24 protein-coding genes are annotated in these 25,617 nt (G+C 70.5%); 19 read left to right on the top strand and 5 right to left on the bottom strand.

What is annotated here, in order from left to right; translation table 11 throughout:
* Window positions 1-47 precede the first annotated feature (47 nt).
* The 3 genes from fabG1 to LX14_RS15070 are packed head-to-tail and all read left to right on the top strand — an operon-like array spanning window position 48 to window position 2,757.
* Entirely contained in the window at window positions 48-800 is a 753-nt protein-coding gene (gene fabG1 / locus LX14_RS15080; RefSeq protein WP_253648178.1) for a 3-oxoacyl-ACP reductase FabG1, read from the top strand.
* 44 nt (window positions 801-844) lie between these two features.
* Window positions 845-1,681, top strand: a complete 837-nt coding sequence (gene inhA, locus LX14_RS15075; protein WP_253648177.1) for an NADH-dependent enoyl-ACP reductase InhA — start codon at window positions 845-847, stop codon at window positions 1,679-1,681.
* Complete coding sequence (locus tag LX14_RS15070) at window positions 1,678-2,757, top strand: ferrochelatase (protein ID WP_253648176.1); 1,080 nt, start codon at window positions 1,678-1,680, stop codon at window positions 2,755-2,757. Before inhA ends, LX14_RS15070 begins: the two co-directional genes overlap by 4 nt.
* Window positions 2,758-2,773: 16 nt before the next feature.
* Here LX14_RS15070 and LX14_RS15065 read toward each other — a convergent pair whose 3' ends face one another.
* A complete protein-coding gene (locus tag LX14_RS15065; protein WP_253648175.1) occupies window positions 2,774-3,598 on the bottom strand; it encodes an Rv1486c family protein in 825 nt (274 codons plus the stop codon).
* Between the two features lie 115 nt (window positions 3,599-3,713).
* Here LX14_RS15065 and LX14_RS15060 point away from each other — a divergent pair, with 115 nt between their 5' ends.
* The 3 genes from LX14_RS15060 to LX14_RS15050 all read left to right on the top strand — a co-directional run bounded on the left by LX14_RS15060 (window position 3,714) and on the right by LX14_RS15050 (window position 6,345).
* Window positions 3,714-4,550 carry a DUF3097 family protein gene (locus LX14_RS15060; RefSeq protein ID WP_253648547.1) on the top strand — a complete coding sequence of 279 codons (837 nt, stop codon included), beginning with the start codon at window positions 3,714-3,716 and terminating at the stop codon, window positions 4,548-4,550.
* A 90-nt stretch (window positions 4,551-4,640) separates the two neighbouring features.
* Entirely contained in the window at window positions 4,641-5,069 is a 429-nt protein-coding gene (locus LX14_RS15055; protein WP_253648174.1) for an NfeD family protein, read from the top strand.
* Window positions 5,070-5,127: 58 nt separating this feature from the next.
* Complete coding sequence (locus tag LX14_RS15050) at window positions 5,128-6,345, top strand: SPFH domain-containing protein (protein ID WP_253648173.1); 1,218 nt, start codon at window positions 5,128-5,130, stop codon at window positions 6,343-6,345.
* Window positions 6,346-6,354: 9 nt separating this feature from the next.
* On the opposite strand, the gene LX14_RS15045 is transcribed toward LX14_RS15050, so the two are convergent.
* From LX14_RS15045 to LX14_RS15035, 3 genes are read right to left on the bottom strand one after another with little or no spacing between them, the layout of a single operon-like run.
* Window positions 6,355-6,906 (bottom strand): hypothetical protein, encoded by a 552-nt coding sequence (locus tag LX14_RS15045; RefSeq protein WP_253648172.1) that lies wholly within the window; start codon window positions 6,904-6,906, stop codon window positions 6,355-6,357.
* Window positions 6,903-7,496, bottom strand: coding sequence for a winged helix-turn-helix transcriptional regulator (locus LX14_RS15040; protein ID WP_253648171.1), 594 nt, complete (start codon window positions 7,494-7,496; stop codon window positions 6,903-6,905). Before LX14_RS15040 ends, LX14_RS15045 begins: the two co-directional genes overlap by 4 nt.
* Window positions 7,497-7,536: 40 nt before the next feature.
* Window positions 7,537-8,262 (bottom strand): TVP38/TMEM64 family protein, encoded by a 726-nt coding sequence (locus LX14_RS15035; RefSeq protein ID WP_253648170.1) that lies wholly within the window; start codon window positions 8,260-8,262, stop codon window positions 7,537-7,539.
* Between the two features lie 149 nt (window positions 8,263-8,411).
* On the opposite strand from LX14_RS15035, the gene LX14_RS15030 reads away from it, so the two are divergent.
* From LX14_RS15030 to LX14_RS14970, 13 genes are all read left to right on the top strand, one after another.
* Window positions 8,412-10,361, top strand: coding sequence for a methylmalonyl-CoA mutase family protein (locus LX14_RS15030; RefSeq protein ID WP_372505398.1), 1,950 nt, complete (start codon window positions 8,412-8,414; stop codon window positions 10,359-10,361).
* Complete coding sequence (gene scpA, locus LX14_RS15025) at window positions 10,358-12,640, top strand: methylmalonyl-CoA mutase (protein WP_253648169.1); 2,283 nt, start codon at window positions 10,358-10,360, stop codon at window positions 12,638-12,640. Before LX14_RS15030 ends, scpA begins: the two co-directional genes overlap by 4 nt.
* Window positions 12,641-12,651: 11 nt before the next feature.
* A complete protein-coding gene (gene meaB / locus LX14_RS15020; protein ID WP_253648168.1) occupies window positions 12,652-13,641 on the top strand; it encodes a methylmalonyl Co-A mutase-associated GTPase MeaB in 990 nt (329 codons plus the stop codon).
* Window positions 13,642-13,711: 70 nt separating this feature from the next.
* Window positions 13,712-15,268, top strand: a complete 1,557-nt coding sequence (locus LX14_RS15015; RefSeq protein ID WP_253648167.1) for an HNH endonuclease signature motif containing protein — start codon at window positions 13,712-13,714, stop codon at window positions 15,266-15,268.
* 162 nt (window positions 15,269-15,430) lie between these two features.
* Window positions 15,431-16,312: a carbon-nitrogen hydrolase family protein gene (locus LX14_RS15010; RefSeq protein WP_253648166.1), complete on the top strand. Its 882-nt coding sequence runs from the start codon at window positions 15,431-15,433 to the stop codon at window positions 16,310-16,312.
* A complete protein-coding gene (locus tag LX14_RS15005) occupies window positions 16,305-16,634 on the top strand; it encodes an MSMEG_0570 family nitrogen starvation response protein (RefSeq protein WP_253648165.1) in 330 nt (109 codons plus the stop codon). Before LX14_RS15010 ends, LX14_RS15005 begins: the two co-directional genes overlap by 8 nt.
* Window positions 16,631-17,914: an MSMEG_0569 family flavin-dependent oxidoreductase gene (locus tag LX14_RS15000; RefSeq protein ID WP_253648164.1), complete on the top strand. Its 1,284-nt coding sequence runs from the start codon at window positions 16,631-16,633 to the stop codon at window positions 17,912-17,914. Before LX14_RS15005 ends, LX14_RS15000 begins: the two co-directional genes overlap by 4 nt.
* Window position 17,915: 1 nt before the next feature.
* Complete coding sequence (locus LX14_RS14995) at window positions 17,916-19,412, top strand: AMP-binding protein (protein ID WP_253648163.1); 1,497 nt, start codon at window positions 17,916-17,918, stop codon at window positions 19,410-19,412.
* A gap of 113 nt (window positions 19,413-19,525) precedes the next feature.
* Window positions 19,526-20,050, top strand: a complete 525-nt coding sequence (locus LX14_RS14990) for an MSMEG_0572/Sll0783 family nitrogen starvation response protein (protein WP_253648162.1) — start codon at window positions 19,526-19,528, stop codon at window positions 20,048-20,050.
* 6 nt (window positions 20,051-20,056) lie between these two features.
* On the top strand, window positions 20,057-21,112 hold the full coding sequence (locus tag LX14_RS14985) for an MSMEG_0568 family radical SAM protein (RefSeq protein ID WP_253648161.1): 1,056 nt from the start codon (window positions 20,057-20,059) through the stop codon (window positions 21,110-21,112).
* Window positions 21,109-22,590: an MSMEG_0567/sll0787 family protein gene (locus LX14_RS14980; protein WP_372505397.1), complete on the top strand. Its 1,482-nt coding sequence runs from the start codon at window positions 21,109-21,111 to the stop codon at window positions 22,588-22,590. Before LX14_RS14985 ends, LX14_RS14980 begins: the two co-directional genes overlap by 4 nt.
* A 10-nt stretch (window positions 22,591-22,600) precedes the next feature.
* Window positions 22,601-23,476 carry a carbon-nitrogen hydrolase family protein gene (locus LX14_RS14975; protein WP_253648160.1) on the top strand — a complete coding sequence of 292 codons (876 nt, stop codon included), beginning with the start codon at window positions 22,601-22,603 and terminating at the stop codon, window positions 23,474-23,476.
* A complete protein-coding gene (locus tag LX14_RS14970; protein WP_253648159.1) occupies window positions 23,473-24,567 on the top strand; it encodes an MSMEG_0565 family glycosyltransferase in 1,095 nt (364 codons plus the stop codon). The genes LX14_RS14975 and LX14_RS14970 overlap by 4 nt, the downstream gene beginning before the upstream one ends.
* On the opposite strand, the gene LX14_RS14965 is transcribed toward LX14_RS14970, so the two are convergent.
* Entirely contained in the window at window positions 24,543-25,610 is a 1,068-nt protein-coding gene (locus LX14_RS14965) for a nucleoside hydrolase (protein ID WP_253648158.1), read from the bottom strand. The genes LX14_RS14970 and LX14_RS14965 overlap by 25 nt on opposite strands.
* Window positions 25,611-25,617: the final 7 nt, after the last annotated feature.

The raw sequence follows: 25,617 nt of genomic DNA, 5'->3' as shown, positions 1-25,617 counted from the left end.
GGACCGCGGTGTCGTCGCGGCCGGTCGCGGACGATAGGTTGGCCCGCATGGCAGAGACCGCGTCGCAGCCCCCCGCCACCACCCGCTCCGGCGGCCCGTCCCGCTCGGTCCTCGTGACCGGCGGCAACCGGGGCATCGGCCTCGCGATCGCCCGGCGCCTCGCCGACGACGGGCACCGTGTCGCCGTGACGCACCGGTCGTCGGGGGCGCCGGAGGGCCTGTTCGGCGTGCAGTGCGATGTGACCGACTCCGCAGCCATCGCCGAGGCGTTCGCCGCGATCGAGGCACACCAGGGGCCGGTGGAAGTGCTGGTCGCCAACGCGGGCACCACCGACGACACGTTGCTCATGCGGATGACCGAGGAACAGTTCGAGAAGGTCGTCGACGCCAACCTCACGGGGTCGTTCCGTGTCGCGAAGGCGGCCTGTCGGTCCATGCTGCGCAAGCGGTTCGGGCGTTTCATCTTCATCGGTTCGGCCGTCGCGACGATGGGCACGCCGGGACAGATCAACTACGCGTCGTCGAAGGCCGGCCTCATCGGCATGGCACGGTCGCTCACCCGTGAGCTCGGGACCCGGTCGATCACCGCGAACGTCGTCGCCCCGGGCTTCATCGACACCGACATGACCGCGGCACTGCCCGACGAGTACCGCGAACAGGTCACCAAGATCATCCCGGCCGGACGCACCGGCCGCGCCGACGAGGTGGCGTCGGTCGTCAGCTGGCTCGCCTCCGAGGACTCCGCCTACGTCTCGGGTGCCATCATCCCCGTCGACGGCGGTCTCGGCATGGGCCACTGACACCGCACGACCCGAATCACCCACCACCAGCAAGGAGTTCACCAGTGAGCGGACTGCTCGAGGGCAAGACGATCCTGATCACGGGCATCATCACCGACTCGTCGATCGCGTTCCACGCGGCGTCTGTCGCCCAGGAGCAGGGGGCGAAGGTGATCATCACCGGCATCCCGGAGCGTCTGCGCCTCATCGACCGGATCGCCCGCCGTCTCCCGCAGGAGGTCCCACCCGCGATCGGTCTGGACATCACGAACGAGGAGAACCTCGGCGAACTCGCCGACAAGGTCCGGGAGCTGGCACCCGAAGGGGTCGACGGTGTCCTGCACTCGATCGCGATGGCGCCCAAGAACCTGATGGGACCCGACGCCGTGCCCTTCCTCGACGCCCCCGGTCCGGACGCCGCCAAGTCGTTCGAGATCTCCGCGTGGAGCTATGCGTCACTGGCCCGCGCGGTGCTGCCGGTGATGAACGAGGGCGGGTCCATCGTCGGCATGGACTTCGACCCGCGCACCGCGATGCCGTACTACAACTGGATGGGCGTGGCTAAGGCCGCGCTGGAGGCCGTCAACCGTTACGTCGCCCGCGAGGTCGGCGAGGCCAAGCGCGTCCGGTCGAACCTCGTCGCCGCCGGCCCGATCAAGACGCTCGCCGCCAAGGCCATCGCGGGCACGGCGACGGACGACGCCAAGCAGCTCAACATGCTCAACGAGTACTGGGACGGCGCGTCGCCGATCGGGTGGAACGTCGACGACCCCACCGTCGTGGCGAAGTCGATCTGCGCACTGCTGTCCGACTGGCTGCCCGGCACCACCGGGTCGATCATCTACGTCGACGGGGGCGCCAGCCACAACACCTGGTTCCCCGAGGGGTTCACCGGGTCATGACGACCCCGAGCACCTCCGGGTACGACGCGGTCCTGCTGCTGTCGTTCGGCGGTCCCGACGGCCCCGACGACGTGATGCCGTTCCTGGAGAACGTGACCCGCGGTCGGGGGGTGCCCCGCGAGCGTCTGGAGTCGGTCGCCGAGCACTACATGCACTTCGGCGGCGTCTCACCGATCAACCGGCTCAACCTCGACATCATCGACCGCCTGCGGGCGGCGCTGGGCGAGAACGACATCGACCTCCCGGTCTTCTTCGGCAACCGCAACTGGCATCCGATGGTCGAGGACACCGTCGTCGAGATGTTCGACGCGGGACACCGCCGGGTGCTGGTCTTCCCGACGTCGGCGTGGGGTGGTTACTCGGGGTGCGCGCAGTACCACGAGGACATCGCCCGCGGGTTGAGCGCTCTCACCGATCGTCGTCCCGCTGCCGCCGCCGATCCGATGACCCTGCGCAAGCTGCCGCACTACTGGGACCGCCCGGAGATGATCGCGGCCGGCGCCGACGCGCTCACCGCGGCTCGCGCCCAGCTGCCGCAGGACGTCGCGGACTCGGCGCGCGTCGTGTTCACGGCGCACTCCGTGCCGACGGCCGCCGACGAGGTCGCCGGTCCGCCGGAACAGGGTGGGCACCTCTACAGCCGACAGGTCGCCGCCGCCTCGGCCGCGGTGGCACAGGCCGCGGGCATCACCGGACACGACGTCGTGTGGCAGTCGCGGTCCGGACCCCCGCAGGTGCCGTGGCTCGAACCCGACATCGTCGACCATCTCGAGGCGATCCACACCGACGGAGTCCCCGCGGCCGTGGTGTCCCCGATCGGGTTCGTCTCCGACCACCTCGAGGTGGTCTGGGACCTCGACACCGAGGCCGACGAGAAGGCCGGCGAACTCGGCATGCCGATGGCACGCGCCGCGACGGTGGGCACCGACCCGCGCTACGTCGCGATGATCGTCGAGCTCATCCGCGACCAGCTCGCGGGTGCGACGACACAGAGCAGCGGCCTGGGATGCACGGACAACGGCGAACGGTGCGCACCCGGGTGCTGTCCTGTGGTGCGTCCGCGACGCCCGTCCTGAGCGGCCGCCCCGTGCGTCAGACGCGCGGGGAGCGGTCCGACTCGGCGACGACGGCGTTCAACGCCGTCATCCGCGCGGCACGTACCGAGCGCGCCAGGTCGTCGAGTGCGGCGTCCGCGCGATCCTGGCCCGTCGCCGACAGCCCGGTGCGGGGCCGCAGTTCCACGGCGACGCGCAGGATCGCCGCGATCTGGGCCGTCTGACCGACGACCCGGATCGCGCGGTCGCCGGATTGCGGTGGTACGTCGACGGTCTCGGCCAGCGTGTGCGCGGCCAGACGCGTTCGCAGGTCGACGGGTGTGCCCGCCGACTCGACGCCACCGAGGCGGGCGAGGACGGCGGTGGCGTCCCGGATCGTCTCGCGCATCAGGAACTCGGCCTCGCCGAGATCCCTGTCGGGGAGCCGGATCACGGACCCCAGTGATCGGACCGTCCACGACATGGACCCCGTGGCGACCGTGCGCGCGGAGATCCCGATGGCCTCGTCCGAGTCCTCGGAGCGCCACAGGACGAGGATCTGACCCTGGTCGAGTGCGTCCCCGAGCGCTGCGCCGGTCAGGCCGAGTGTGTCCCCGGGTGAGGGGAGCAGCAGCCGGATGCGGGCGGCCTGTCGGATCGCCCGCAACAGTGCACCGGTACCGACCTCGGCGGCGGTGAGATCGATGACGGCGGCGGCGTCGGGATCGGCGGCCACCACGCGGTGAGCCGGTGCGACGTCGACCAGGGCGTCGACGACATCGTCGGGGGCGCATCGTCCGGCGCGCCACACGGCACCCCAGGTGGCCAGCGCCGCGAGGGCGGGCAGGCCCCCCGGCACCAGGTGTTCGGTCGTCTCACTCATCACGGACACGATAGCGACGGCGGCGGGGACACCGCCGCGCACGCGGATGAGCAGCGGCGATCGCCCGGCGTGGCACCCACCGACGCGCCGGGCGGTCTCCTACCGTCGCGGGGTGATGTCACCCGACCGCTATGGATTCGATGTCCTCGACGCCGCCGCACGACGGCGGCGGTCCGCACCCGTGGTCCCGGAGATCGACGCCGAGCGTGACCTGGTGGTCGAGGACGCCGGCACCGGTTTCTGCGGGGCCGTGGTGGGGTTCGAACGCGGCTACGACGGCGAGTACGTGCGTCTGGAGGACCGGCGCGGCGCCACGCGCGTGTTCGCGATGCGTCCCGCGGCGTTCCTCGTCGACGGCGCCCCGGTGACGTTGCGTCGCCCGGTGGCACGGACGGCGGCCCCGGCACGGACGGCGTCGGGGTCGGTGGCCCCCGCGTCGCGGCGGGCGCGGGTCGCACGGGCCAGCCGCATCTTCGTCGAGGGGGTGCACGACGCGGCGCTCGTCGAACGCATCTGGGGTGACGACCTTCGTGCCGAAGGGGTCGTCGTGGAGGGTCTCGCCGGCCTCGACAACCTCGACGAGGTACTCGCGGACTTCGCGCCGGGTCCGTCGCGACGCGCGGGTGTGCTGGTCGACCACCTGGTGTCGGGCAGCAAGGAGAGCCGGTTGACCCAGGAGGTCGGTCCCGACGTGTTGGTCTGTGGCCACCCGTTCATCGACATCTGGGAGGCCGTGAAGCCCGAGGTGCTCGGCATCGCCGAGTGGCCGCGCGTGCCGCGGTCGGAGGAGTGGAAGGCCGGTGTGTGTCACCGGTTGGGCTGGGGCACACCGACCGAGGGGTGGCGTCGGGTGAACCGGGCGGTGAGCGACTACCGCGACGTCCGGGTGGAGTTGGTGCGCAGTGTCGAGGAGTTGATCGACTTCGTGACCGCCGCGAGCGGCGACAGCTAGACCGCAGCGGCGACGGGTGGGACCCCGGGGGCGTTTTCGGCCGCGCGTGCGTGATCTGGACACGCGTCTGGTCTCTGGCACCATGGAGGCATGGCTGCGATCATCTGGTTGATCGCGGCGTTGGTCCTGGTCGGTGCCGAGGCCCTCAGCGGCGAGCTCGTGCTGCTGATGCTCGCGGGTGGGGCGATCGCCGCGTCGGGCACCACCGCTTTCCTCGAGCTGCCCGTCGTCGTCGACGGTGTGGTGTTCGCGGCGGTCAGCGTCCTGTTGTTGGCCACCGTGCGTCCCGTCGCCCGCCGCCATCTCCTGCGTCGTCCGATGCTGGCCACGAATGCCGAAGCGCTGCAGGGGAAGACGGCTGTCGTCACCTCCGTCGTCGACGCGCACGGTGGCCAGGTGCGTCTTGCCGGCGGCATCTGGTCGGCGCGTCCGTTGCATGCGGGCGACGTGTTCGCCGAGGGCGAGGACGTGATGGTGATGGAGATCGACGGCGCCACCGCGGTGGTCTGGAAGTCCTGAGAGTCCGGCCCGGTCCCAGCCGAACCACGATGGGGCCACAACAGATTGGGAGCGTGCCATGGAAGTCGGAGTGATCGTCGTCGTCGCGGTGCTGGTGGTTCTGGCGTTCGTGATCCTGTTCCGGTCGGTGGCGTTGATCCCGCAGGCCGAAGCCGCGGTCATCGAACGACTGGGCCGGTACACCAAGACGGTGTCGGGCCAGTTGACGCTGCTGGTGCCGTTCGTGGACCGGATCCGCGCCCGGGTGGATCTGCGCGAGCAGGTGGTCTCGTTCCCGCCGCAGCCGGTGATCACCGAGGACAACCTGACGTTGTCCATCGACACCGTCGTCTACTTCCAGGTGACGGTCCCGCAGTCCGCGGTGTACGAGATCAACGACTACATCATCGGTGTCGAGCAGCTCGCGACCACGACCCTGCGCAACGTGGTCGGCGGTATGACCCTGGAGGAGACGTTGACCTCACGCGACTCCATCAACGCCCAGCTACGAGGTGTGCTCGACGAGGCCACCGGTCGGTGGGGTCTGCGGGTCGCACGTGTGGAGCTCAAGAGCATCATGCCGCCGCCGTCGATCCAGGAGTCGATGGAGAAGCAGATGAAGGCCGACCGCGAGAAGCGGGCGATGATCCTGACCGCCGAGGGCCAGCGGGAGTCGTCGATCAAGACGGCAGAGGGCAACAAGCAGAGCCAGATCCTCTCCGCCGAGGGCGCGAAGCAGGCGGCCATCCTGGCCGCCGAGGCCGATCGCCAGTCGCGGATCCTCAGTGCGCAGGGTGAACGTGCCGCCCAGTACCTGAACGCCCAGGGCGAGGCCAAGTCGATCGAGAAGGTGTTCGCCGCGATCAAGGCGGCCAAGCCCACCCCGGAGTTGCTGGCCTACCAGTACCTGCAGAAGCTCCCCGAGATGGCGGCGGGCGAGGGCAACTCGGTCTGGGTGGTCCCGTCGGACTTCGGTTCCGCGCTGCAGGGTTTCGCGCGGTCGTTCGCGAACCAGGGTGACGACGGCATCTTCCGGTACGAGCCGTCCGACGACGCGGCGTCGCCGCAGAGCGACGACTCCGAGGTCGACGACTGGTTCGATCTCGCGCCGGATCCGAAGGTGGCTCAGGCCGTCGCGGAGGCGGGAGCGGTCGCCCGCAAGCCGGTCGCACCGGAGATGGAGGCACGTGCCGCCTCGCCGGGCCTCGAGAGCCGGAAGACGCCGGTGGCACCGTCGACGAGCAGCGACGACCCACCCGCCGACGACGCGTCGGCGGGCGACACCCCGACGCCGTGAGGTCCCGCCTCAGGTGAGGGCCAGGCGGGCCACCCCCGCCGCGGCGACAGCCCAGAGAACCGACGCGAACGTGCCGATGATGAACTGCTCGCCGGCGTGCTGGTCACGGATCTCGGGGTAGCGCGCGAGGCCTTTGACGGCGAGCACCACCGCGATCCCCTCGGGCCAGCCGGCGATGAGGGCGCCGACGACCGCCAGGCGTTCCATCACGCCGATCACCCGGCCGCCCCGCAGCGGCGTGTGTGCAGGGTCGGTCGTGTCCGGCGCGTCGTCGCCGGCTGCCGGCGGCGCCGTGCGATCGCGGCTGTCGACCTCGACCAGGTCGAAGACGACGGGGACGAGCGTCGCACCACCGAATGCGCCGATGACGACGACCAGCGTGACGACGATGTCGCGGACGGAACCGTGGGCGGGGGAGGCGATGGCCGCAGCGATGGCGGCGGTCGCCAGCGTCACCGTGGCGACGACCACCGCTGCGGCGCGTCCGCCGCGGTTCCGGACCGCCGTCGAGACCGTGGTGACGAGAGCGCAGATCACCAGCGCGGTGAGCGTGACGGTCATGCGGCCTCGGCCCGCTCGACCGCGGCGACGAGGTGCACGGCGGCCGCTCGTCCGTCCCGTTCGGCCTGCCACTCGGCCACCGACAACCGCTGCGACACCGCCTGCTTGCTGATGCCGAGCTGCTCGGCGATGTCACTCTGCGACACCCCCGAGCGCACCAGCGCGACAGCCTCGTGGCCCTCGGGTGACCGGCGCGCGACGACGATGGCCAGCAGGGCGAGGACAGCGGAGGCGTCCGCGGCGCGGGAGGGGTCGCCCCCGGCGAGACTCACGTTGCCCGGCGCGCGCTTGGCGCGGGTGACGGCTGTGCGCGCGGCCTCGAAGGCGGGTCCGCGTCCCGCTCGGGTGACCATGGGGAGAGGCTCCTCCACGGCACCGACACCGACACCGACACTCCACCCACCCAGCGCGACGAGCTCCATCACGACGTCGACGACGACCTCGGGATCGTCGGTCACCGCCTGGACCTCGTCGCCGGCGGTTCGGTCGAACGGTCGGAGCAGAGGGGTCTGCGTGAAGCGCGCCACGAGGTCCGGCACCCGGTCCCGCTCGCGGCGACTCCGACGTTGGTCGACCGTCATGACGAACACCCGGTCAAGGTACCAAGGTTTATATGGGTCTATCAAGCCTTCAGGCTTTATCGGCGGCAGCGGGAGTCTCCGTCATCCCCGGGTCAAGGCGTGAGGCAGGACTGTCCACAGTCGAGTCGTCGTCCTTGACGGGCAGCATCGAGTCGGCCACGAGCCCGACCACCCCGAGGACGACACCGGCGATCGAGATCGCCAGGCCGGCCGGGTGCGCACTCCCGGACAGGACACTGCCGAGCACGACCACCGACACGGTGCCGGGCAGGATGCCGACGGCCGTCGCCACGGTGTAGGGGAGCAGTCCCACCCGCGAGAGCGCGGCGCAGTAGTTGATGACCGAGAACGGGGCGGGCGCGATCAGCCGTAACGATCCGACGGCGAGCCATCCGCGCCGGGCCAGACGCCGGTCGACCGCACGGACCGCCGGGTGGGTGAGACGCGGTGCCACGGCCTCCCGCCCGGCCGACCGGACCAGGACGAACGCCACAACCGCTGCGATCATGGTCGCCCCCACGGCCACCAGCAGACCGGTGACGGGCCCGAACAGGACGCCGGAGGACAGGGTGAAGACGGTCCGCGGGATCGGCGCGACGCAGATGACGGCGTAGGCCAGGAAGAACGCGACGACGAACCAGGGGCCGGCCGAGTCCGACCACGCCCGGAACCGATCCACACCGGGTAGTCCGACGATCCCGACGACCACGAGGATCGCGATGAAGGCGATCGCCAGGGCCGCCGGTTTCCACCACCGCCGGATCCCGTTCACCACGGTCTGCGAGGCTACCCGCCGTCTCCGATCGGCCGACCGACCGAGCGTTCATGCGGGTGTGATGGCCGTCTCATGGTGATATGCGATAGAACACAGGAGGAAACCGGACGCGATCGCCCGATCGTCGCCGCCGACCGAGGGAGTTCGCAGTGGCCCCACCCCCCGACGTGTCCGCAGAGAACACCGCAGCAGAAGGCGACTCCGCCGAGACGTCGCCCGCCGCCGCGGTGCAGGCTTGGGACGAGGCGGTCGCGGGTGTGCTGGCCAAGTCACGTCGTGTCGACGCCGCCGACATCAGTCGACCCGCCGCGGCACACCTGCGGACGACGACCTACGACGACACGACGATCGAGCCGCTCTACACCCGTCTCGACGAGATCCCGGAGGCGCCGCTCCCCGGGCAGTTCCCCTACGTGCGCGGGCGCGACGCGACCCGGGACGTCATGCGGGGCTGGCACGTCACGACGCGGGCGGGGGCGCCCGACGCCGACCCGTCCGAGGTCAACGCCGCGATCCTGGAGTCCCTGACCACGGGCTCCAGCGCCATCTGGTTGACGCCGACGACGGACCCGACCGACCTGCCCCGCATCCTCGACGGCGTCCTGCTCGATCTCGCACCGCTGACCCTCGACGCCGGGACCGCCACCACGGCGACCGCCCACGCCCTCTTCGACCTCCTCGACGCCCGTGCCGCGGCGCCCGCGTCGACGACGTCACCGGCACCGGAGGCCTCCACCACCGTCGTCACCCTCGGGGTCGACACGCTGACCGCCCAGTTCGCGGGGGTCGACACCATCGGTCACGACGAGGCCGTCGCCCTGACCGGCGAGGCCATCGCCCGCCCCGAGCCGATCCGCGCCATCGTCGTCGACGGCACCGTCTTCCACGACGCCGGTGCGTCCGACGCCCAGGAGATCGGCGCCGCGGTCGCCGCCGGCCTGACCTACGTGCGCGCCGGTGTGGCGGCGGGACATGACGTCGCCGACGTCCTCGACACCATCGCGTTCCGGTTCGCCGCCACCGACCAGCAGTTCGAGACCATCGCGAAGTTCCGTGCCGCGCGCCAGGTCTGGGCGCGGGTCGCCGAGGTCCTCGGTGCACCCGACCACGCGGGCGCGCCCCAGCACGCGGTGACGTCGGCGGCCATGATGACCCAGCGCGACCCGTGGGTGAACATGCTGCGCACCACCCTCGCCGCCTTCGGTGCCGGGATCGGCGGGGCCGACGAGGTCACGGTCACCCCGTTCGACGCGGCCGTGCCCACCGGCGCGCTCGGGGTGTCCCGCGCGTTCGCCGACCGGATGGCCGTCAACACCCAGTTGCTGCTGCTCGAGGAGTCCCACCTCGGACGCGTACTCGACCCCGCTGCGGGCAGCTGGTACGTCGAGGCCCTGACCCGGTCCACCGCCGAGGCGGCCTGGGCGGTCTTCACCGACGTGGAGGCTCAGGGCGGCTATCGCGACGCCCTGACCTCCGGCGCGTTGAGCGCGACGATCGCCGCGACGCGGGAACGTCGTGCGGACGACATCGCCCATCGCCGTGTGGCGATCACCGGGGTCAGCGAGTTCCCGAACATCGCCGAGAAGCCCCTCGCGGGTGACACCGCCGGGACCGGGCGCCGGGTCTCCCGGTACGCCGCTGCGTTCGAGGCCCTTCGGGACCGATCCGACGCGCACGTCGGCGCCACCGGCAACCGTCCCTCGGTGCTGCTGGCGCCGCTCGGCAGTGTGGCCGAGTACACCCCGCGCACGACGTTCACGGCCAACCTGCTCGCCGCGGGTGGCGTGGCGGTGATCGACCCCGGACCCGGTGCCGACCTCGCGGCCGCGGTCCGCGAAGCCGGGGCGAGCATCGCCGTCGTCTGCGGCACCGACAAGCGCTACGGCGACGAGGCCGGTGACGCGGTCGCCGCCCTGCGCTCGGCCGGGGTGACCAGGGTCCTGATGGCGGGCGGCCAGAAGGTGACCGCCGACCTCGAGGGTGAACGCCGACCCGACGGACACCTCGCGATGGGCATCGACGCCGTCGCCGCACTCACCGACATCCTCGACCTGCTCACCGAGCAGTCCGCCGACGACAGCGCAGGGGTCCCCGCATGACCACACAGGACGACGCCCGCACGATCGGCAGTTTCGCCGAGGTGCCGCTGACCTCCGACGCCGCTGCCACCGCGTCACCGGCTCGCGAGGACATCGACGCCCTCACCGCGTCCGGCGCCCAGGCCAACGGGTACACCGCCGAACAGGTCACCTGGACGACCCCGGAGGGCATCGACGTCCCGCCCGTGTTCGCCCGCACCGACCGGGACGAGGTCGCCGCGCAGGGGTATCCGATCGACTCCGTCCCCGGCACGGCGCCGTTCCTGCGCGGGCCGTACCCGACGATGTACGTCAACCAGCCGTGGACGATCCGCCAGTACGCGGGGTTCTCCACCGCCGCGGAGTCCAACGCCTTCTACCGTCGCAACCTCGCGGCCGGCCAGAAGGGACTGTCGGTGGCGTTCGACCTCGCCACGCACCGTGGGTACGACTCGGACCACCCGCGGGTGGCCGGTGACGTCGGGATGGCCGGTGTCGCGATCGACTCGATCCTCGACATGCGCCAGCTCTTCGACGGCATCGACCTGGGGTCGGTCTCGGTGTCGATGACCATGAACGGCGCGGTGCTGCCGATCCTCGCGTTGTACGTCGTGGCCGCCGAGGAGCAGGGCGTGCCGCCGGAGAAGCTCGCCGGGACCATCCAGAACGACATCCTCAAGGAGTTCATGGTCCGCAACACCTACATCTACCCACCGGAACCGTCGGTGCGGATCATCTCCGACATCTTCGCGTACACGTCGCAGAAGATGCCGCGCTTCAACTCGATCTCCATCTCCGGCTACCACATCCAGGAAGCAGGGGCGACAGCCGATCTCGAGCTCGCGTACACCCTCGCCGACGGCGTGGAGTACATCCGCGCGGGTCTCGACGCCGGCCTCGACATCGACAAGTTCGCGCCGCGGTTGTCGTTCTTCTGGGGCATCGGCATGAACTTCTTCATGGAGGTCGCGAAACTGCGGGCAGCACGCCTCATCTGGAGCGAGCTGGTCGCGGAGTTCTCGCCGAAGAACCCGAAATCGCTGAGCCTGCGGACGCATTCGCAGACCTCCGGCTGGTCGCTGACCGCGCAGGACCCGTTCAACAACGTCGCCCGCACGTGTGTAGAGGCGATGGCCGCGACGCAGGGGCACACGCAGTCGCTGCACACCAACGCCCTCGACGAGGCGCTCGCCCTGCCGACGGACTTCTCGGCGCGGATCGCCCGCAACACCCAGCTCCTGCTCCAGCAGGAGTCGGGGACGACACGGCCGATCGACCCGTGGGGCGGCTCGTACTACGTCGAGTGGCTGACCCATCAGCTCGCCACCCGCGCCCGCGCCCACATCGCGGAGGTGGCCGAGGCCGGCGGCATGGCCAAGGCCATCAACGAGGGCATCCCGAAGTTGCGCATCGAGGAGGCGGCCGCGCGCACCCAGGCGCGTATCGACTCGGGTCGGCAGCCGGTGATCGGCGTCAACAAGTACCAGTCGGAGTCCGACCAGGAGGTCGAGGTCCTCAAGGTCGAGAACAGCAAGGTGGCGGCCGAGCAGCTGGAGAAGCTGGCGCGCCTGCGCGCGGACCGGGACAGCGGCGCGGTCGAGCGGGCCCTGGCAGAACTGTCCCGTGCCGCAGCCGAGTCCGGGCGGGGAGGCTCGCTCGACGACAACCTGATGGCTCTGGCGATCGAGGCCGCGCGCCATCAGGCCACGGTCGGCGAGATCTCCGAGGCGCTGGAGAAGGTCTACGGTCGTCACCAGGCGGAGATCAGGACGATCAGCGGGGTGTACCGGCAGGAGGCGGGCCAGGTGGGCAACATCGACGCGGCGATGGGCATCGTCTCCGCGTTCGCCGAGGCCGAGGGTCGTCGTCCGCGTGTCCTCATCGCGAAGATGGGCCAGGACGGGCACGACCGGGGCCAGAAGGTCATCGCCACCGCCTTCGCCGACCTCGGCTTCGACGTCGACGTGGGTCCGCTGTTCCAGACACCCGACGAGGTCGCCCGTCAGGCCGCCGACAACGACGTGCACGTCGTCGGCGTCAGCTCTCTGGCCGCGGGCCACCTGACGCTGGTGCCCGCGCTGCGCGACGCACTCGCCGCCGTCGGTCGTGAGGACATCATGATCGTCGTCGGCGGCGTGATCCCGCCGGGCGACTTCGACGCGCTCTACGCCGCGGGTGCAACGGCGATCTTCCCGCCGGGAACCGTGATCGCCGACAGTGCTGTCGAGCTGGTGTCGAAACTGGGCATACAACTGGGCCACGACCTCCCGGGTGCGGTGTCCGCGGACTCAGGGCGGTAGACCACCCGCCCATGCCCGCACCGACCATCGATCCCGGTGAGCTGGCCGCTGCCGTCCGAGCGGGGGACCGGTCCCGGCTCGCACGGGCCATCACTCTCGTCGAGTCGACACGACCCGAGCATCGCGCGGCGGCGCAGGAGATGCTGCTCGAGCTGACTCCCCACGCCGGGAACTCCTATCGGGTGGGCATCACCGGCGTCCCGGGCGTGGGGAAGTCGACGACGATCGAGGCGCTCGGCATGCACCTCATCGAGAAGGGCCACCGCGTCGCGGTGCTCGCCGTCGACCCGTCGTCGACCAAGACCGGAGGGTCGATCCTCGGGGACAAGACACGGATGGGTCGTCTGTCCGTGCACCCCGACGCCTACATCCGTCCCTCGCCGACCTCCGGCACGCTGGGTGGTGTCGCGAAGGCGACGCGCGAGACCATGCTGGTGCTCGAGGCCGCCGGCTACGACGTCGTCATCGTCGAGACCGTCGGCGTCGGCCAGTCCGAGGTCACCGTCGCCAACATGGTCGACAGCTTCTGTTTCCTCACCCTCGCCCGCACCGGTGATTCGCTGCAGGGAATCAAGAAGGGTGTGCTCGAGCTCGCTGACGTCGTCGTGGTGAACAAGGCCGACGGCAAGCACGAGCGCGACGCCCGATCGGCCGCACGGGAACTCCGCGGTGCGCTGCACCTGCTGTACCCGCACGACGCCCTGTGGCAGCCCCCCGTCCTCACCATGAGCGCGATCGAGGACGTCGGTGTGACCGAGTTCTGGGACACCGTGATGGAGCACAAGCGCGTCCTCGCCGACGCCGGGGAGTTCGCAGAGCGTCGACGGCGACAACAGGTGCGGTGGATGTGGGCGATGGTCACCGACATCCTCACGGCCCGACTCGACTCCGATCCCGCTGTCCGCGAGGCACGTCGACGGGCCGAGGAAGCAGTCCGCGCCGGCGACCTCACCCCTGCGCTGGGCGCTCAGGAGATCGTCGCCGCCTTCGACGCCCGCTGACGTCTGCGGTTGTCCACAGGCACCACAAAACATCTCGATCTTGTCGGTGCGTCCCCGTACGATCGAACACATGAGCGAGACGGGGATCCTCGACACCTCGGGTGTGGTGGCGTCGTTGGCTGCGGACTCGGCGCTCCCCGCTCATGAGCTGGTGGAGGTTCTCTCGCATTGTCGGGCGATCACCTCGTCGGCGGACTATCGGATGCTGTGTGCCGCCTCGCTCATCCACGACGAACGGTGCGAGGACTACCTGATCGAGGTCGCCGAACACGACTCCGGACAACGAGAGTCGCTCGACGAACTCCTCGCTGCGGGGATGGACCATCTCGCAGGACGCGACCCCAGGGCTGAGTACGGTCCGGATGGGTTGGAGCGTGCGACCGTCGAGGTCGGTGCCGTCCTGAACGTGCCGGCGTCGAAGGCGCGGGAGTACGTCGTCGCCGGCGACACCGCCCGGTATCGGTTGGTGTTCACCGCCCAAGCATTGGCGGTCGGCCGGATCGACCTGGCCGGGTTTCTGCTGATCTGCGGTCGCACGAAACTCGTGGTCGATCCCGAGCTGGTCAAGATCGTCGACACCCACATCGCCCAAGCGTTGTTCGAGCGGCCGCCACTGTCGCGGGCCCGGCTGATCGCACTTGTCGACCGCATCGTCGCACTGATTGACCCGGATGCATTGATCCGGCGCCGGGAACGTGTTCGTGCCGACCGCGACGTCACGATCCGTCCCGACCGCTTCCAGCCTGGCGCCTCGCGAGTGACCGCCACCCTTCCCGACATCGACGCCACCGCGATCGACACCCGGTTGTCGGCCATGGCCGACGCCGTCCACTCCGGCGATCCGCGAACTCGTGCTCAGCGCCGCGCGGACGCCCTGATCGCTCTCGCCGCCGGACTCGACCACCTCACCTGCGGCTGCGATGCCTGCACCACCGATGTCGATGTCGATCCCGCGCCGACCGATGTCCCTGCCGCTCAGCCGAGCACACCTGCTGTGGGTCCGGCGCGACCGATGTTCCACATCGTGGCGAACCTGTCGACGCTGCTCGGGTTGGACGACGACCCCGGCTACCTCGACGGCCGCGGGATCATCGACGCCGACACCATGCGCGGCCTGTTCGCCGACGCCGAGAAAGAGTTTCTCCGCCGCGACGACGCCACCCAGGCCGCCCGATCAGCATCGACCTACATCCCATCCAAGAAGCTCGCCGCGCTCATCCGATGCAGCGAGCTCTGCTGCACGTTCCCCGGCTGCTCGGCACCGGCATGGGACGTCGACCTCGACCACACCACTCCGTTCGACCACCGCGACCCGGAATCCGGCGGCCCGACGACGCAAGCGAATCTGAAACCGCTGTGCCGGTTTCACCACCGCATCAAGACCTTCGACAAACAGTGGCGCGACTACCAGTCACCACTGGGCGAGGCGTTCTTCGAATCCCCCACCGGGCACATGTTCCTCGGCAATGCCTACACCGCGGTGGACATCTTCCCGGCGCTGGGACCGCCCAGAAGACCCGAGAACCACTCTGCGAGAACCACACTGGCGACCAGTCGCCATACAGAACGCGCCGCACACCTCCGCGCGGTCGAGCGTGCGGAGGACGCGAATCCGCCACCCTTCTGACCGCAAGTCGCGGCTCAGACCACCTCTCGTGACCGGGACGTGTCGACGGTGAGGTGTGCGCAGCGATCGTTTGTTCTCGACGTAACCACCACGCAACACTCGGACCGCTTACTGGACACCGAGCACACATCGGTGTGTTCGTCCCTATCCCAGGAGAGTGCGATGACCACCATCGCCGCAGCGTCCGCCAACTTCACGCGTGACCTCGACCAGAACTACGCCCTCATCAGCGATCTCGTCGCCCAGGCCCGTGCCCGCGACGTCGACTTCCTCGTCCTGCCGGAGGCGGCCATCGGCGGCTACCTCTCGTCGCTGGGCAATCACGGTGACAAGCAGAGAGATTCGGCGGTCTCGCTCCCGCCCGCGATCACCCTCGACGGCCCCGAACTGGCACGGGTGGGGGAGATCGCCGGAGACATGCTCGTCGCGATCGGGTTCTGCGAACTCGCCGACGACGAGTCCGGTACCCCGACACGGTTCAACGCCGCGGCCGTGCTCGACGGGAGCGGCGTCTACGGCAACTACCGCAAGGTGCATCAGCCGCTGGGGGAGAACCTGTCGTATGCGTCCGGGGACGCCTACGGCGTGTTCGACACGCCAGTCGGCCGGGTGGGTCTCCAGATCTGTTACGACAAAGCATTTCCAGAGGCCGCCCGGGTGATGGCGCTCGACGGCGCGCAGATCATCGCGAGCCTGTCGGCGTGGCCTGCGGCTCGGACGGCCACCGCCGAGGACCTGCAGCAGGACCGGTGGACCTACCGCTTCAACCTGTTCGACTCGGCCCGCGCCCTCGACAACCAGGTGTTCTGGGTGGCGTCGAACCAGTCGGGGACATTCGGCTCGCTGCGGTATGTGGGCAACGCCAAGGTGGTCGACCCGGGCGGCAACGTCCTCGCCACCACTCTCCTCGACTCCGGCCTCGCGATCGCCGACGTCGACATCGACGGCACGTTCGCCGCGATGCGCGCGGGGATGTTCCACCTGCGCGACCGCCGCCCCGACGTCTACGAGGCCCTGACCCGGGGGAATCTGACCCATGCCTGAGATGACAGTGACCGTCCGCTGGCCCGACGGCACCCTCGACGACTGCTACTCGCCGAGCCTGGTCATGCACGATCACCTGCAGGCCGGCTCCGACTACACCGTCACCGACTTCACCACGCGTGCGACCGAGGCCCTCGCAGTGGCCGCCGAGCGTGTCCGCGCGAAGTACGGGTTCGCGTGCACCTCGGCGATGGCCACCGCCGAGCACATCACCGAGCGTGCAGCGGATTTCGCGGCCGACGCGATCATGACCGTCCTCGCGATGCATCCTCCGCTCCCCGCCGAGACCTCCTCGGCCACATCAGCCGGGGCCCGCCGATGAGCGCCGATCACGTCACCGTCGCGATCGTCGGTGGCGGGCAGGCGGGGCTGTCCGTCAGCTGGTATCTCGCGCAGTCCGGTGTCGACCACGTCGTGCTCGAATCCGAGACCCCGATGCACCACTGGGCCGACACCCGTTGGGACGCGTTCACACTCGTGACCCCGAACTGGCACTGCCGTCTGCCGGGCCACGCCTACGACGGGGAGGACCCCGACGGGTTCATGACCCGCGACGAGGTGGTCGCGTGGCTGGACCGGTGGCTGGAGAAATCCCGCCCGCCGGTGCGCACGCACACCACCGTCACCCGACTCCGTCACGACACCACGGGCGGTTTCGCGCTGTCTTTGAACCCGACGGACGGGGGCGAGCCGACGGAGCTGACGTGCGACGAGGTCGTCGTCGCCACCGGCGGCTATCAGGTGCCCGTGATCCCACCGTTCGCCGCCCGCATCCCTGCCGGCGTCCACCAGATGCACGCCGAGCAGTACCGCAACCCCGCAGACCTGCCCGACGGCGCCGTCCTCGTCGTCGGCACCGGCCAATCCGGCGCGCAGATCGCCGAGGACCTCCACCTCGCCGGCCGCTCCGTGCACCTCGCCGTCGGTGGGGCGCCGCGGGTCGCCCGGAGGTACCGCGGTCGGGACGTCATGACCTGGTTGGCGGACATGGGTCTCTACGACACCCCCGTCGCCCAGTACCCCGGCGGCGCACCCGCCCGCGAGAAGACCAACCACTACGTCACCGGACGCGACGGCGGACGCGATGTCGACCTGCGTGCCTTCGCCCTCGAGGGCATGCAGCTCTACGGCGCACTCACCGACTGCGACGGCACCCATCTCCACGCCGCCCCCACACTGACGGCGGCTCTGGACGCCGCTGACGCCACCTACAACTCGATCTGCGCCGACATCGACCGCTTCATAGAGCGTGAGGGCATCGACGCACCCGCCCCGTCGCGCTACAGCCCGGTGTGGGAACCCGCCACCGATCCCACCAGCATCGACATCGACGCCGCCGGGATCACCACGGTGATCTGGTGCATCGGCTACCGGCCGGACTGGTCGTGGATCGAGGCCAGCGCCTTCGACGGCGCGGGGCGTCCCATGCAGACGCGCGGCGTCACCGAGGTCCCGGGTCTCAGCTTCATCGGCCTGCCGTGGATGCACACGTGGGGTTCGGGCCGGTTCCTCGGCATCGACACCGACGCCCGCCATGTGGCGGAGGTGATCGGCGGCAGGATCGGGACACGCAGCGGACTGCGCCTCGCCGCGAACGGATGAGATGACACCGGACGCATTCGGATCGGCGACGGGGGAGAGGTCCATCGGCGACCTCGTCGCCGACCGCGCCCGTCGCCGACCCGAGGACGTGGTGGTGGTCGACGCCCGCACGGGCACGACCATGACGGCGCGTGCCCTCGCGACGGCCGCCGCCGCACTCGCTCGACGGCTGCAGGTCATCGGCGTGAGCCGCGACGATCTCGTCACCGTGTCCATGCCCACCACCATCGACGCCGTCGTCGCGACGGTCGCCGTCTGGACGGCCGGGGCCACCCCTCTCCCCGTCGACCCGCGGATGTCGGTGACGGAACGGCGGCATCTCGACGCCCTGGCGTGTCCGACCGCGGTGATCGGCCATCGGCCGCCGGGGTCGGCCCTCCCGTGTGTTCCCGCAGGGGACGTGCCGACCACGCCGGCCCCGTCCACCGACACGGTCGCGACGTCCGGGATCGCGGCCAGGTCGTGGAAGGCCACGACCACCTCCGGCAGCACCGGCACGCGGAAGATCGTGCGTTCCACCGCACCGGCACGATTCGACCCCGACCGGCCGATCGCGGACTTCCTCCCGCGGCGGTCGGTGCAGCTCATCACCTCCGACCTGTGGCACTCCGCCGCGTTCACCTACGCGATGCGCGGCGTGATGACCGACCACCGGATCGTCCTGGCGACCGGCATGCCGGTCGCCGAGCTCCCCGACGTCATCCGTCGACACGAGGTCACCTGGGCCCTCGCCTCCCCGACACTCTTGCGGCGCCTCGTCCGCGTCCCGGCCTCGACGCGCGCCGATCTGCCGACCCTGCAGACCGTGCTGCACATCGGCGGCCCGTGCGATCCCGCGGACAAGCAGGCGCTCATCGACTGGCTCGGCGCGGAGCGCGTCGTCGAGGTCTACGCCAGCAGCGAATCGTTCGGGCTCACCATGATCCGTGGGGACGAGTGGCTGAGAAGACCCGGCAGCGTCGGTCGCGGTGTCGGCGACACCGCTATCAGCATCCGGGACGACGCGGGCCGCACGCTGCCCGCGGGGGAGGTGGGGACCGTCTGGATGCGTCGCGGTGGGCCGCCCCGCTACGACTACGTCGGTGGACGGTCTGCTCGTACGGCCGACGGCTGGGACACCGCAGGCGATCTGGGATTCCTCGACCAGGACGGCTATCTCCACCTGGTCGGCCGCGCGACCGACCGCATCCCGTGCGGCGAACGCACCGTGGACCTCGCCGCAGTGGAGGCGGAGCTGATGACCCACGCCGCGGTCGCGGACTGCGTGGTGCACCCCGCCGACGGAGGCCGGCCGGCCCTGCACGCCGTCGTCGACATCGACGGGTCCGACGACGGTGTCGACGCATCTGTCCGCACGTTCGCGCACGCGGTGCTCGGCCGCCACTGCGCGGCGGGACGGATCGACGTCCAACGGCGCCCCATCCGCGACAGCGCCGGCAAGGTGCGGCGGACCGTGCGCACACCGAAACCTCGTGGCAACACACGAGTCTCGTTGTAACGCAGCGTTGTTCCGCACAGAACCACTGTGCAACCGGATCACCGTTGACTGGTGTCCACGAGGGCCGGACCCCGGCTCGCGGTTCCACACCGATTCTGCCCCGGAGGACCTCCATGTCCGAGATCGACGACACCATCGCCGCCAACATCGCCACGTCCCTCGCCGAGATCCCGCACCCGTCGCTGCCGAAGGGTTCGAACATCTACGGTGGGACGAAACTCTTCCCCGACTACCAGGCGGAGGACGGCGAGACCTACTTCACGATGGTCCACGGCATCGCCCACGAGTCGTCGGTCAGCTTCGTCGCCGTCCTGCAGGCGACCCGCGCCCTGCGCAAGGGATTCGAGTCCGCCATCTACTTCTACGGTCCCGGCGCCATCAACTGTCTGGCGACACGGGGGTTCCCGACGACCGGTGACTCGGGGTTCCCGGGTGAGCAGAACATCAACAACTCGCTGGAGACCTTCATCGGCGAGGGCGGCACCGTCTACTGCTGCCGCTTCGGCCTCGCCCTGCACGGCGGACGCGAGGAAGACCTCATCGCCGGCGTCATCCCGGCGCACCCGCTCGACGTCCAGGACGCGGTGATCCACTACGCCCGCAAGGGCGCGATCATCAACTCCACCTACATGGTCTGATCGACGATGTCGGTCTCCACCCGCGTCGACCTGGCCCTGCTCGGCATCCGCGGCGACCCACCGGTGTCCCGCGGTGCGGGCGCCGGGCCCAGTGCCGACGGTCATCTCGTCGTCGACGGACTCCATGCGGCGATACCGCGGAACCCGCTCAGCCCGTATGTCTTCGACGGCGACCGGATCCTCATGGACGGGTCGGAGACCGGCATGACGGTCCAGACGATCGCGCGACCACGCTTCTACGACGGCCACACCGCGGACGGCGTGGCCTACGAGAAGATCGCACGCCTGCACGGTCGCGACGTCCTCGCCACCACCGTCGTGCAGACCTGCGTCCGCTACGCCCCCGATCAGCGGTGTCGGTTCTGCACCATCGAGGAATCGCTGCGCGCGGGATCGACGGTGGCGGTGAAACGTCCGTCGGACCTCGCGGATGTCGCCAGGGCCGCGGTCGATCTCGACGGCGTGACGCAGATGGTGATGACGACCGGGACCTCGAACGGGCGTGACCGGGGTGCGGTGCATCTCGCCCGCTGCGTCCGCGCGGTGCGTGCAGCGGTACCGGAGCTCCCGATCCAGGTGCAGTGCGAGCCTCCGGCCGATCTCGCCGTCATCACCGAACTCCGCGACGCCGGCGCCGACGCGATCGGCATCCACGTCGAATCCCTCGACGACGACGTCCGGCGTCGGTGGATGCCCGGGAAGGCGACCGTCCCGCTGGCGGAGTACCGCGCGGCCTGGGCGGAGGCCGTCCGGGTGTTCGGGCACAACCAGGTCTCGACCTACCTCATCGTCGGCCTCGGCGAGGATCCCGACGAGATGGTCGCAGGGGCAGGCGAACTCATCGACATGGGCGTCTATCCCTTCGTGGTCCCGTACCGTCCGCATCCCGGGTCACTGGCCGTCGAGATCGATCGCGCCGGCCCCCCGGACGCAGCGGTGTACGAGAAGGTCGCCCGCGCGGTCGCCGACGGTCTGGTGGTCGCCGGGATGGCCGGAGCGGACCAGCGCGCCGGATGTGCCGCCTGCGGTGCGTGCAGCGTCCTACCGGCGGTGGGCGGATGATCGGCGGCGGGCAGACCATCGACGGCACGATCGACGCCGATGTGGTGTCCCGCCTCGCGACCACCGGGCCGATGTCGATCCTGGAGGGCCTGCCAAGCCCTCGCGGTGCGCGCAGCCCCGGGTTCCTCGTCACCACCGCCGAGACCGCCGCGCAGCACGCGCAGTACCGACAGCTCCGCCGTGCGGTGTTCGTCGACACCCAGCAGGTGTTCTCGCACAGCGACGTCGACGAGATCGACCTCGACGAGCGGACGGTGGTGCTCGTCGCCGTGGACGCCGACGGCGACGTCGTCGGCGGGGTCCGCATCGCGCCGGTGGGGGAGCACGACCTCGGCTGGTGGACCGGGAGCCGCCTCGTGGTCGCCCCCCACCGACGCGGCACCGAGATCGCTTCGGCGCTCGTGCGTGCGGCTGTCGCCCACGCGGAGAACCGTGGCGTCCTCCGGTTCGACGCCTGTGTGAACGCACGCCATCGTGGTCTCTTCCACCGACTCGGGTGGACGTCGCACGGTGACACGGCGATAGGCAGTGTGCCCCATGTCCACATGCGTCGTCCGATGGACCGGCTGCAACGCACCGCGGACGGTGCCAAGGCGTTCCTGGCCGACGTCCTGGAGCCGTTGCGCGGGCATCCCGCCGGTCTGGGACCGCGGGGGTTCGTCGGCGACGACGGTGTGCCCGTGCCCGGCACGGACGTCGTGGCCGCGTGTGACGCGATCCTGCCGTCGATGGTCGACAGGGACCCGTGGTGGGCGGGATGGTGTTCGGTCCTGGTCAACCTCAACGACCTCATCGCGATGGGAGCGGCCCCGACAGCCCTGCTCGACGCGGTCGGAGCCCGCACCACCTCACAACTGACCCGCATCATCCGTGGTGTCGCCGCCGCATCGGCGGCGTGGGACGTCCCCGTGCTGGGGGGACACACCCAGGTCGGGGTGCCGGCGTCGGTGGCCGTCACCGCTCTGGGTCGGACGTCCACCCCCGTGCCCGGTGGAGGAGGGCGAGTGGGCGACATTCTGCGGCTCACCGCCGACCTCACCGGCGGATGGAGGCCGGGGTACACCGGCGCGCAGTGGGACTCGACCTCTGCGCGTCCACCACAGGATCTCCGGGCGCTGACGGGCCTGGTCGCGCGGATGTCGCCCCATGCGGCGAAGGACGTGTCCATGGCGGGTGTCGTCGGGACCACCGGGATGCTCGCCGAGGCCGGTGGGACGGGCGCCTGCATCGACGTGGCCGCCACTCCACGACCGTCCGGGGCCGACATGGGGTCCTGGCTGACCTGCTTCCCCGGATTCGGGATGCTGACCGCCGACTCCGGCGACGCAGCCGACGCACCGGCCGCGACGCTGCCCGGCGGCGTCGTCAGCGCCGCCTGCGGACATCTCACCGCCGAGCCGGGCGTGCGTCTCAGGTGGCCCGACGGCGTCGAGACGGTGGCGATCGCGGCCTCGGTCACCGGCCTCGGCCGGGCGTGAGAGCACCGCCGTGACCCCGATCGTCCTCGGCGCCGTCGCCGCCCACTTCGGCCGCGACCTCGACCGGTCCGTGGCGAAGGTGCTCGGCATCGTGGAGGCCGCCCGGCGCGACGGTGTCGCACTGCTCGTCCTGCCGCACGCCTGCCTCGGAGGCTACATAGGCGATCTGCGTGACCCCGACCTCACGGAGCTGCCCCCACCGGTCGACGTCGACGGCCACGAACTCGGCTCCATCGCGGCCGCCGCCGGCGACATGACCGTGTGCCTCGGTCTCACCGAGGGGGCGCAGGGCGGCCGCCTCCACAACACCGCCGTCTGCCTGACGGGGGACGGTGTGCTCGGCGTGCATCGCAAGGTGCACCAACCCGTGGGCGAGGCACAGGCTTTCGTCCCCGGGGACCGGTTCGCGGCGTTCGACACCCCGGTCGGACGCATGGGGATGCTCATCGACTACGACAAGACCTTCCCCGAGTCGGCGCGGACCCTCGCACTCGACGGTGCGCACGTCGTCGCCACTCTCTCGGCGTGGCCGGCCAGCATCACCGACCGCGCCTCCCAGCTGCCGGCGGATCGGCAGTCCCGCCTCTTCGACCTGTACGACGCGGCACGAGCCGCCGAGAACCAGGTGGTCGTGGTCTCCGCCAACCAGACCGGCGTCATGGGCAGCCTGCGCTTCCTCGGCCAGGCCAAGGTGGTCGGCCCCGGTGGGGAGGTCCTCGCCACGACGCGGTCGAAAGGCGGGGTGGCCACCGTCACGATGGACATCGCCGCCGAGATCGCCCGTGCGCGTCGTGTTCTCGACCACCTCAGAGAACGACGCGAGGACACCTACCGGGTCGGAGTCGAGACCGCCGACCCGTCCGGGGCCGATCGGATGATGACGTGAAGATCGCGCTGCTCACCTACTCGACACGACCCCGCGGTGGAGTGGTCCACACGTTGAACCTCGCGGAGGCGCTGGCCGATGCCGGCGCCGACGTCACCGTGTGGTCACTGGCACGCGGCGGTGACCCCGGGTTCTTCCGGCCCGTCGACCCGCGAGTCGACATACGCCTCGTGCCGTTCCCCGACCGCGAGGGGCAGTCGGTCACCGACCGCATCGTGGCCTCGATCGCCACGCTCGGCGCCGCCGTCGACCCGCGCGAGTTCGACATCGTCCACGCCCAGGACTGCATCAGCGCGAACGCCGTGGGCCGCTGCATCCGCACCATCCACCACCTCGACACCTTCACGACACCGGTCCTCGTCCGCTGCCACGAGAAGGCGGTCGTGGAGCCCTACGCCCACATCTGTGTCTCGGCCGCGGTGGCGACCGAGGTCCGCGACGGCTGGGGCCTGACCCCCACCGTCATCCCCAACGGCGTCGACGCCGGCAGGTTCGCCGCAGCCGCGGCCGACGACGACGCCGCCGTCGCGGCACGGACGCGGTGGCGAGATCAGCTGGGGGACTTCGTTCTCGCCGTCGGCGGCATCGAACCCCGCAAGGGAACTCTCGACCTGCTCGAGGCGTGGGCCGCGATGCGGGTCACCCATCCCGACCTCGGGTTGGTGATCGCGGGCGGCGAGACGCTGTTCGACTACCGCGAGTACCGGGCGGCCTTCGACCGGCGGGCGCACGAACTCGGTGCCCACCCGACGGTGCTGGGCCCCGTCGCCGAGGATCGACTCCCGTCCCTGGTCGCCGCATGCGACGTGTTCGCGTTCCCGTCGGTCAAGGAGGGTTTCGGGCTGGCCGCGATGGAGGCACTCGCCGCCGGGCGGCCCGTGGTGACCCGCGACCTGCCGGTGTTGCGAGAGGTGTTCGGCGACAGCGTCTCCTACGCCGCCGACATCCCCGGACTGGCCGATGCGCTGACGCAGGGCGTCACCGGCGGATCACCGGACCCCGGACCGGGTCGCCGGCTCGCACAGTCGCTCACCTGGGAGGCCGCTGCACAGGCGCACCTCGACTTCTACGGACGCAACCCACCGGGCTGATCGTCGATCCGTGCCTGCACCCGCAACGCCAGTTCCGCGATGCGGTCGACGATGTCGTCGAGAACCGCGTCGGCGTCGGTCGACTCGGCGATGCGGGCGTTGACCGGTCGACCCCACATGCCCCGGGTGTCGGCGACCGTCGTACCCCGGGTGAGTGTCCCGTCGATCTCGACATCCACCACGGCGGCACGCGTGCCGACGATCGCGGGATCGAGCGCCACGGCCGCCGCGAACGGATCGTGCATGTGGGCGATGTAGCCCTCGTCGTGGTCGGCGTGGAACTCGAAGTAGAACCGCACGGCGTCGACGACGTGCCGGACCACGACGTTGGAGGCGACGGACCGCGTGCCGTGGTCGTCCTCGGGGGTCGGCTGCTCGACGGGTTCGCTGCCGGCCGCGGCGGCGAGCCGCCCGAGATGGTCCGGGGTGAACACGATCGACTCCGTCAGGTCCAGGGGGCAGACGATCGGTTCGGGTGCACCGTCGACGCCGAACGCGGCGAAGACGACCTTCGCCGCCTCGGGGTCGACGGCGACGTTCCATTCCGAGGTCGGTGTCGTGTTGCCGGGATGACCGAACGCGCCGCCCATGATGACGAGGCGACGCAGGCGTGTCGGCAGGCCGGGGTCGGCCTGGATCGCGCGGGCGAGGGTCGTCAACGGCCCGGTCACCAACCCGACGATCTCACCGGGACGCGCCGCCGTCGTCTCGATCCACGCGTCGACCCCGGAACGCGAGGACGCCGTCGTCACGCCCGGCGGGAGCTCGGCGTACCCGACACCCAACGGTCCGTGCGTGTCCTCGGTGGTGCGCAGAGGTGCGACCAACGGTGATACCTCACCGAGACAGACCTCGATGTCGTCGCGACCACAGAGCGACATCCACGCGAGGTTGTTGGCGCACACGACATCCGCCGGGACGTTGCCCGCGGTCGAGACGACAGGGCCGAGCTCCGCCGACGGGTGCGACAACAGGTAGAGGATCGCGAGGGAATCGTCGATGCCGGTGTCGCAGTCGAGCAACACCGGGACTGGGGTGACCACCCGTCGA

It is taken from the genome of Williamsia deligens (genome assembly GCF_024171765.1).
GTDB classification, from domain to species: Bacteria; Actinomycetota; Actinomycetes; order Mycobacteriales; family Mycobacteriaceae; genus Williamsia_A; species Williamsia_A deligens.
This window is presented reverse-complemented; position numbering and strand designations above follow the sequence as displayed.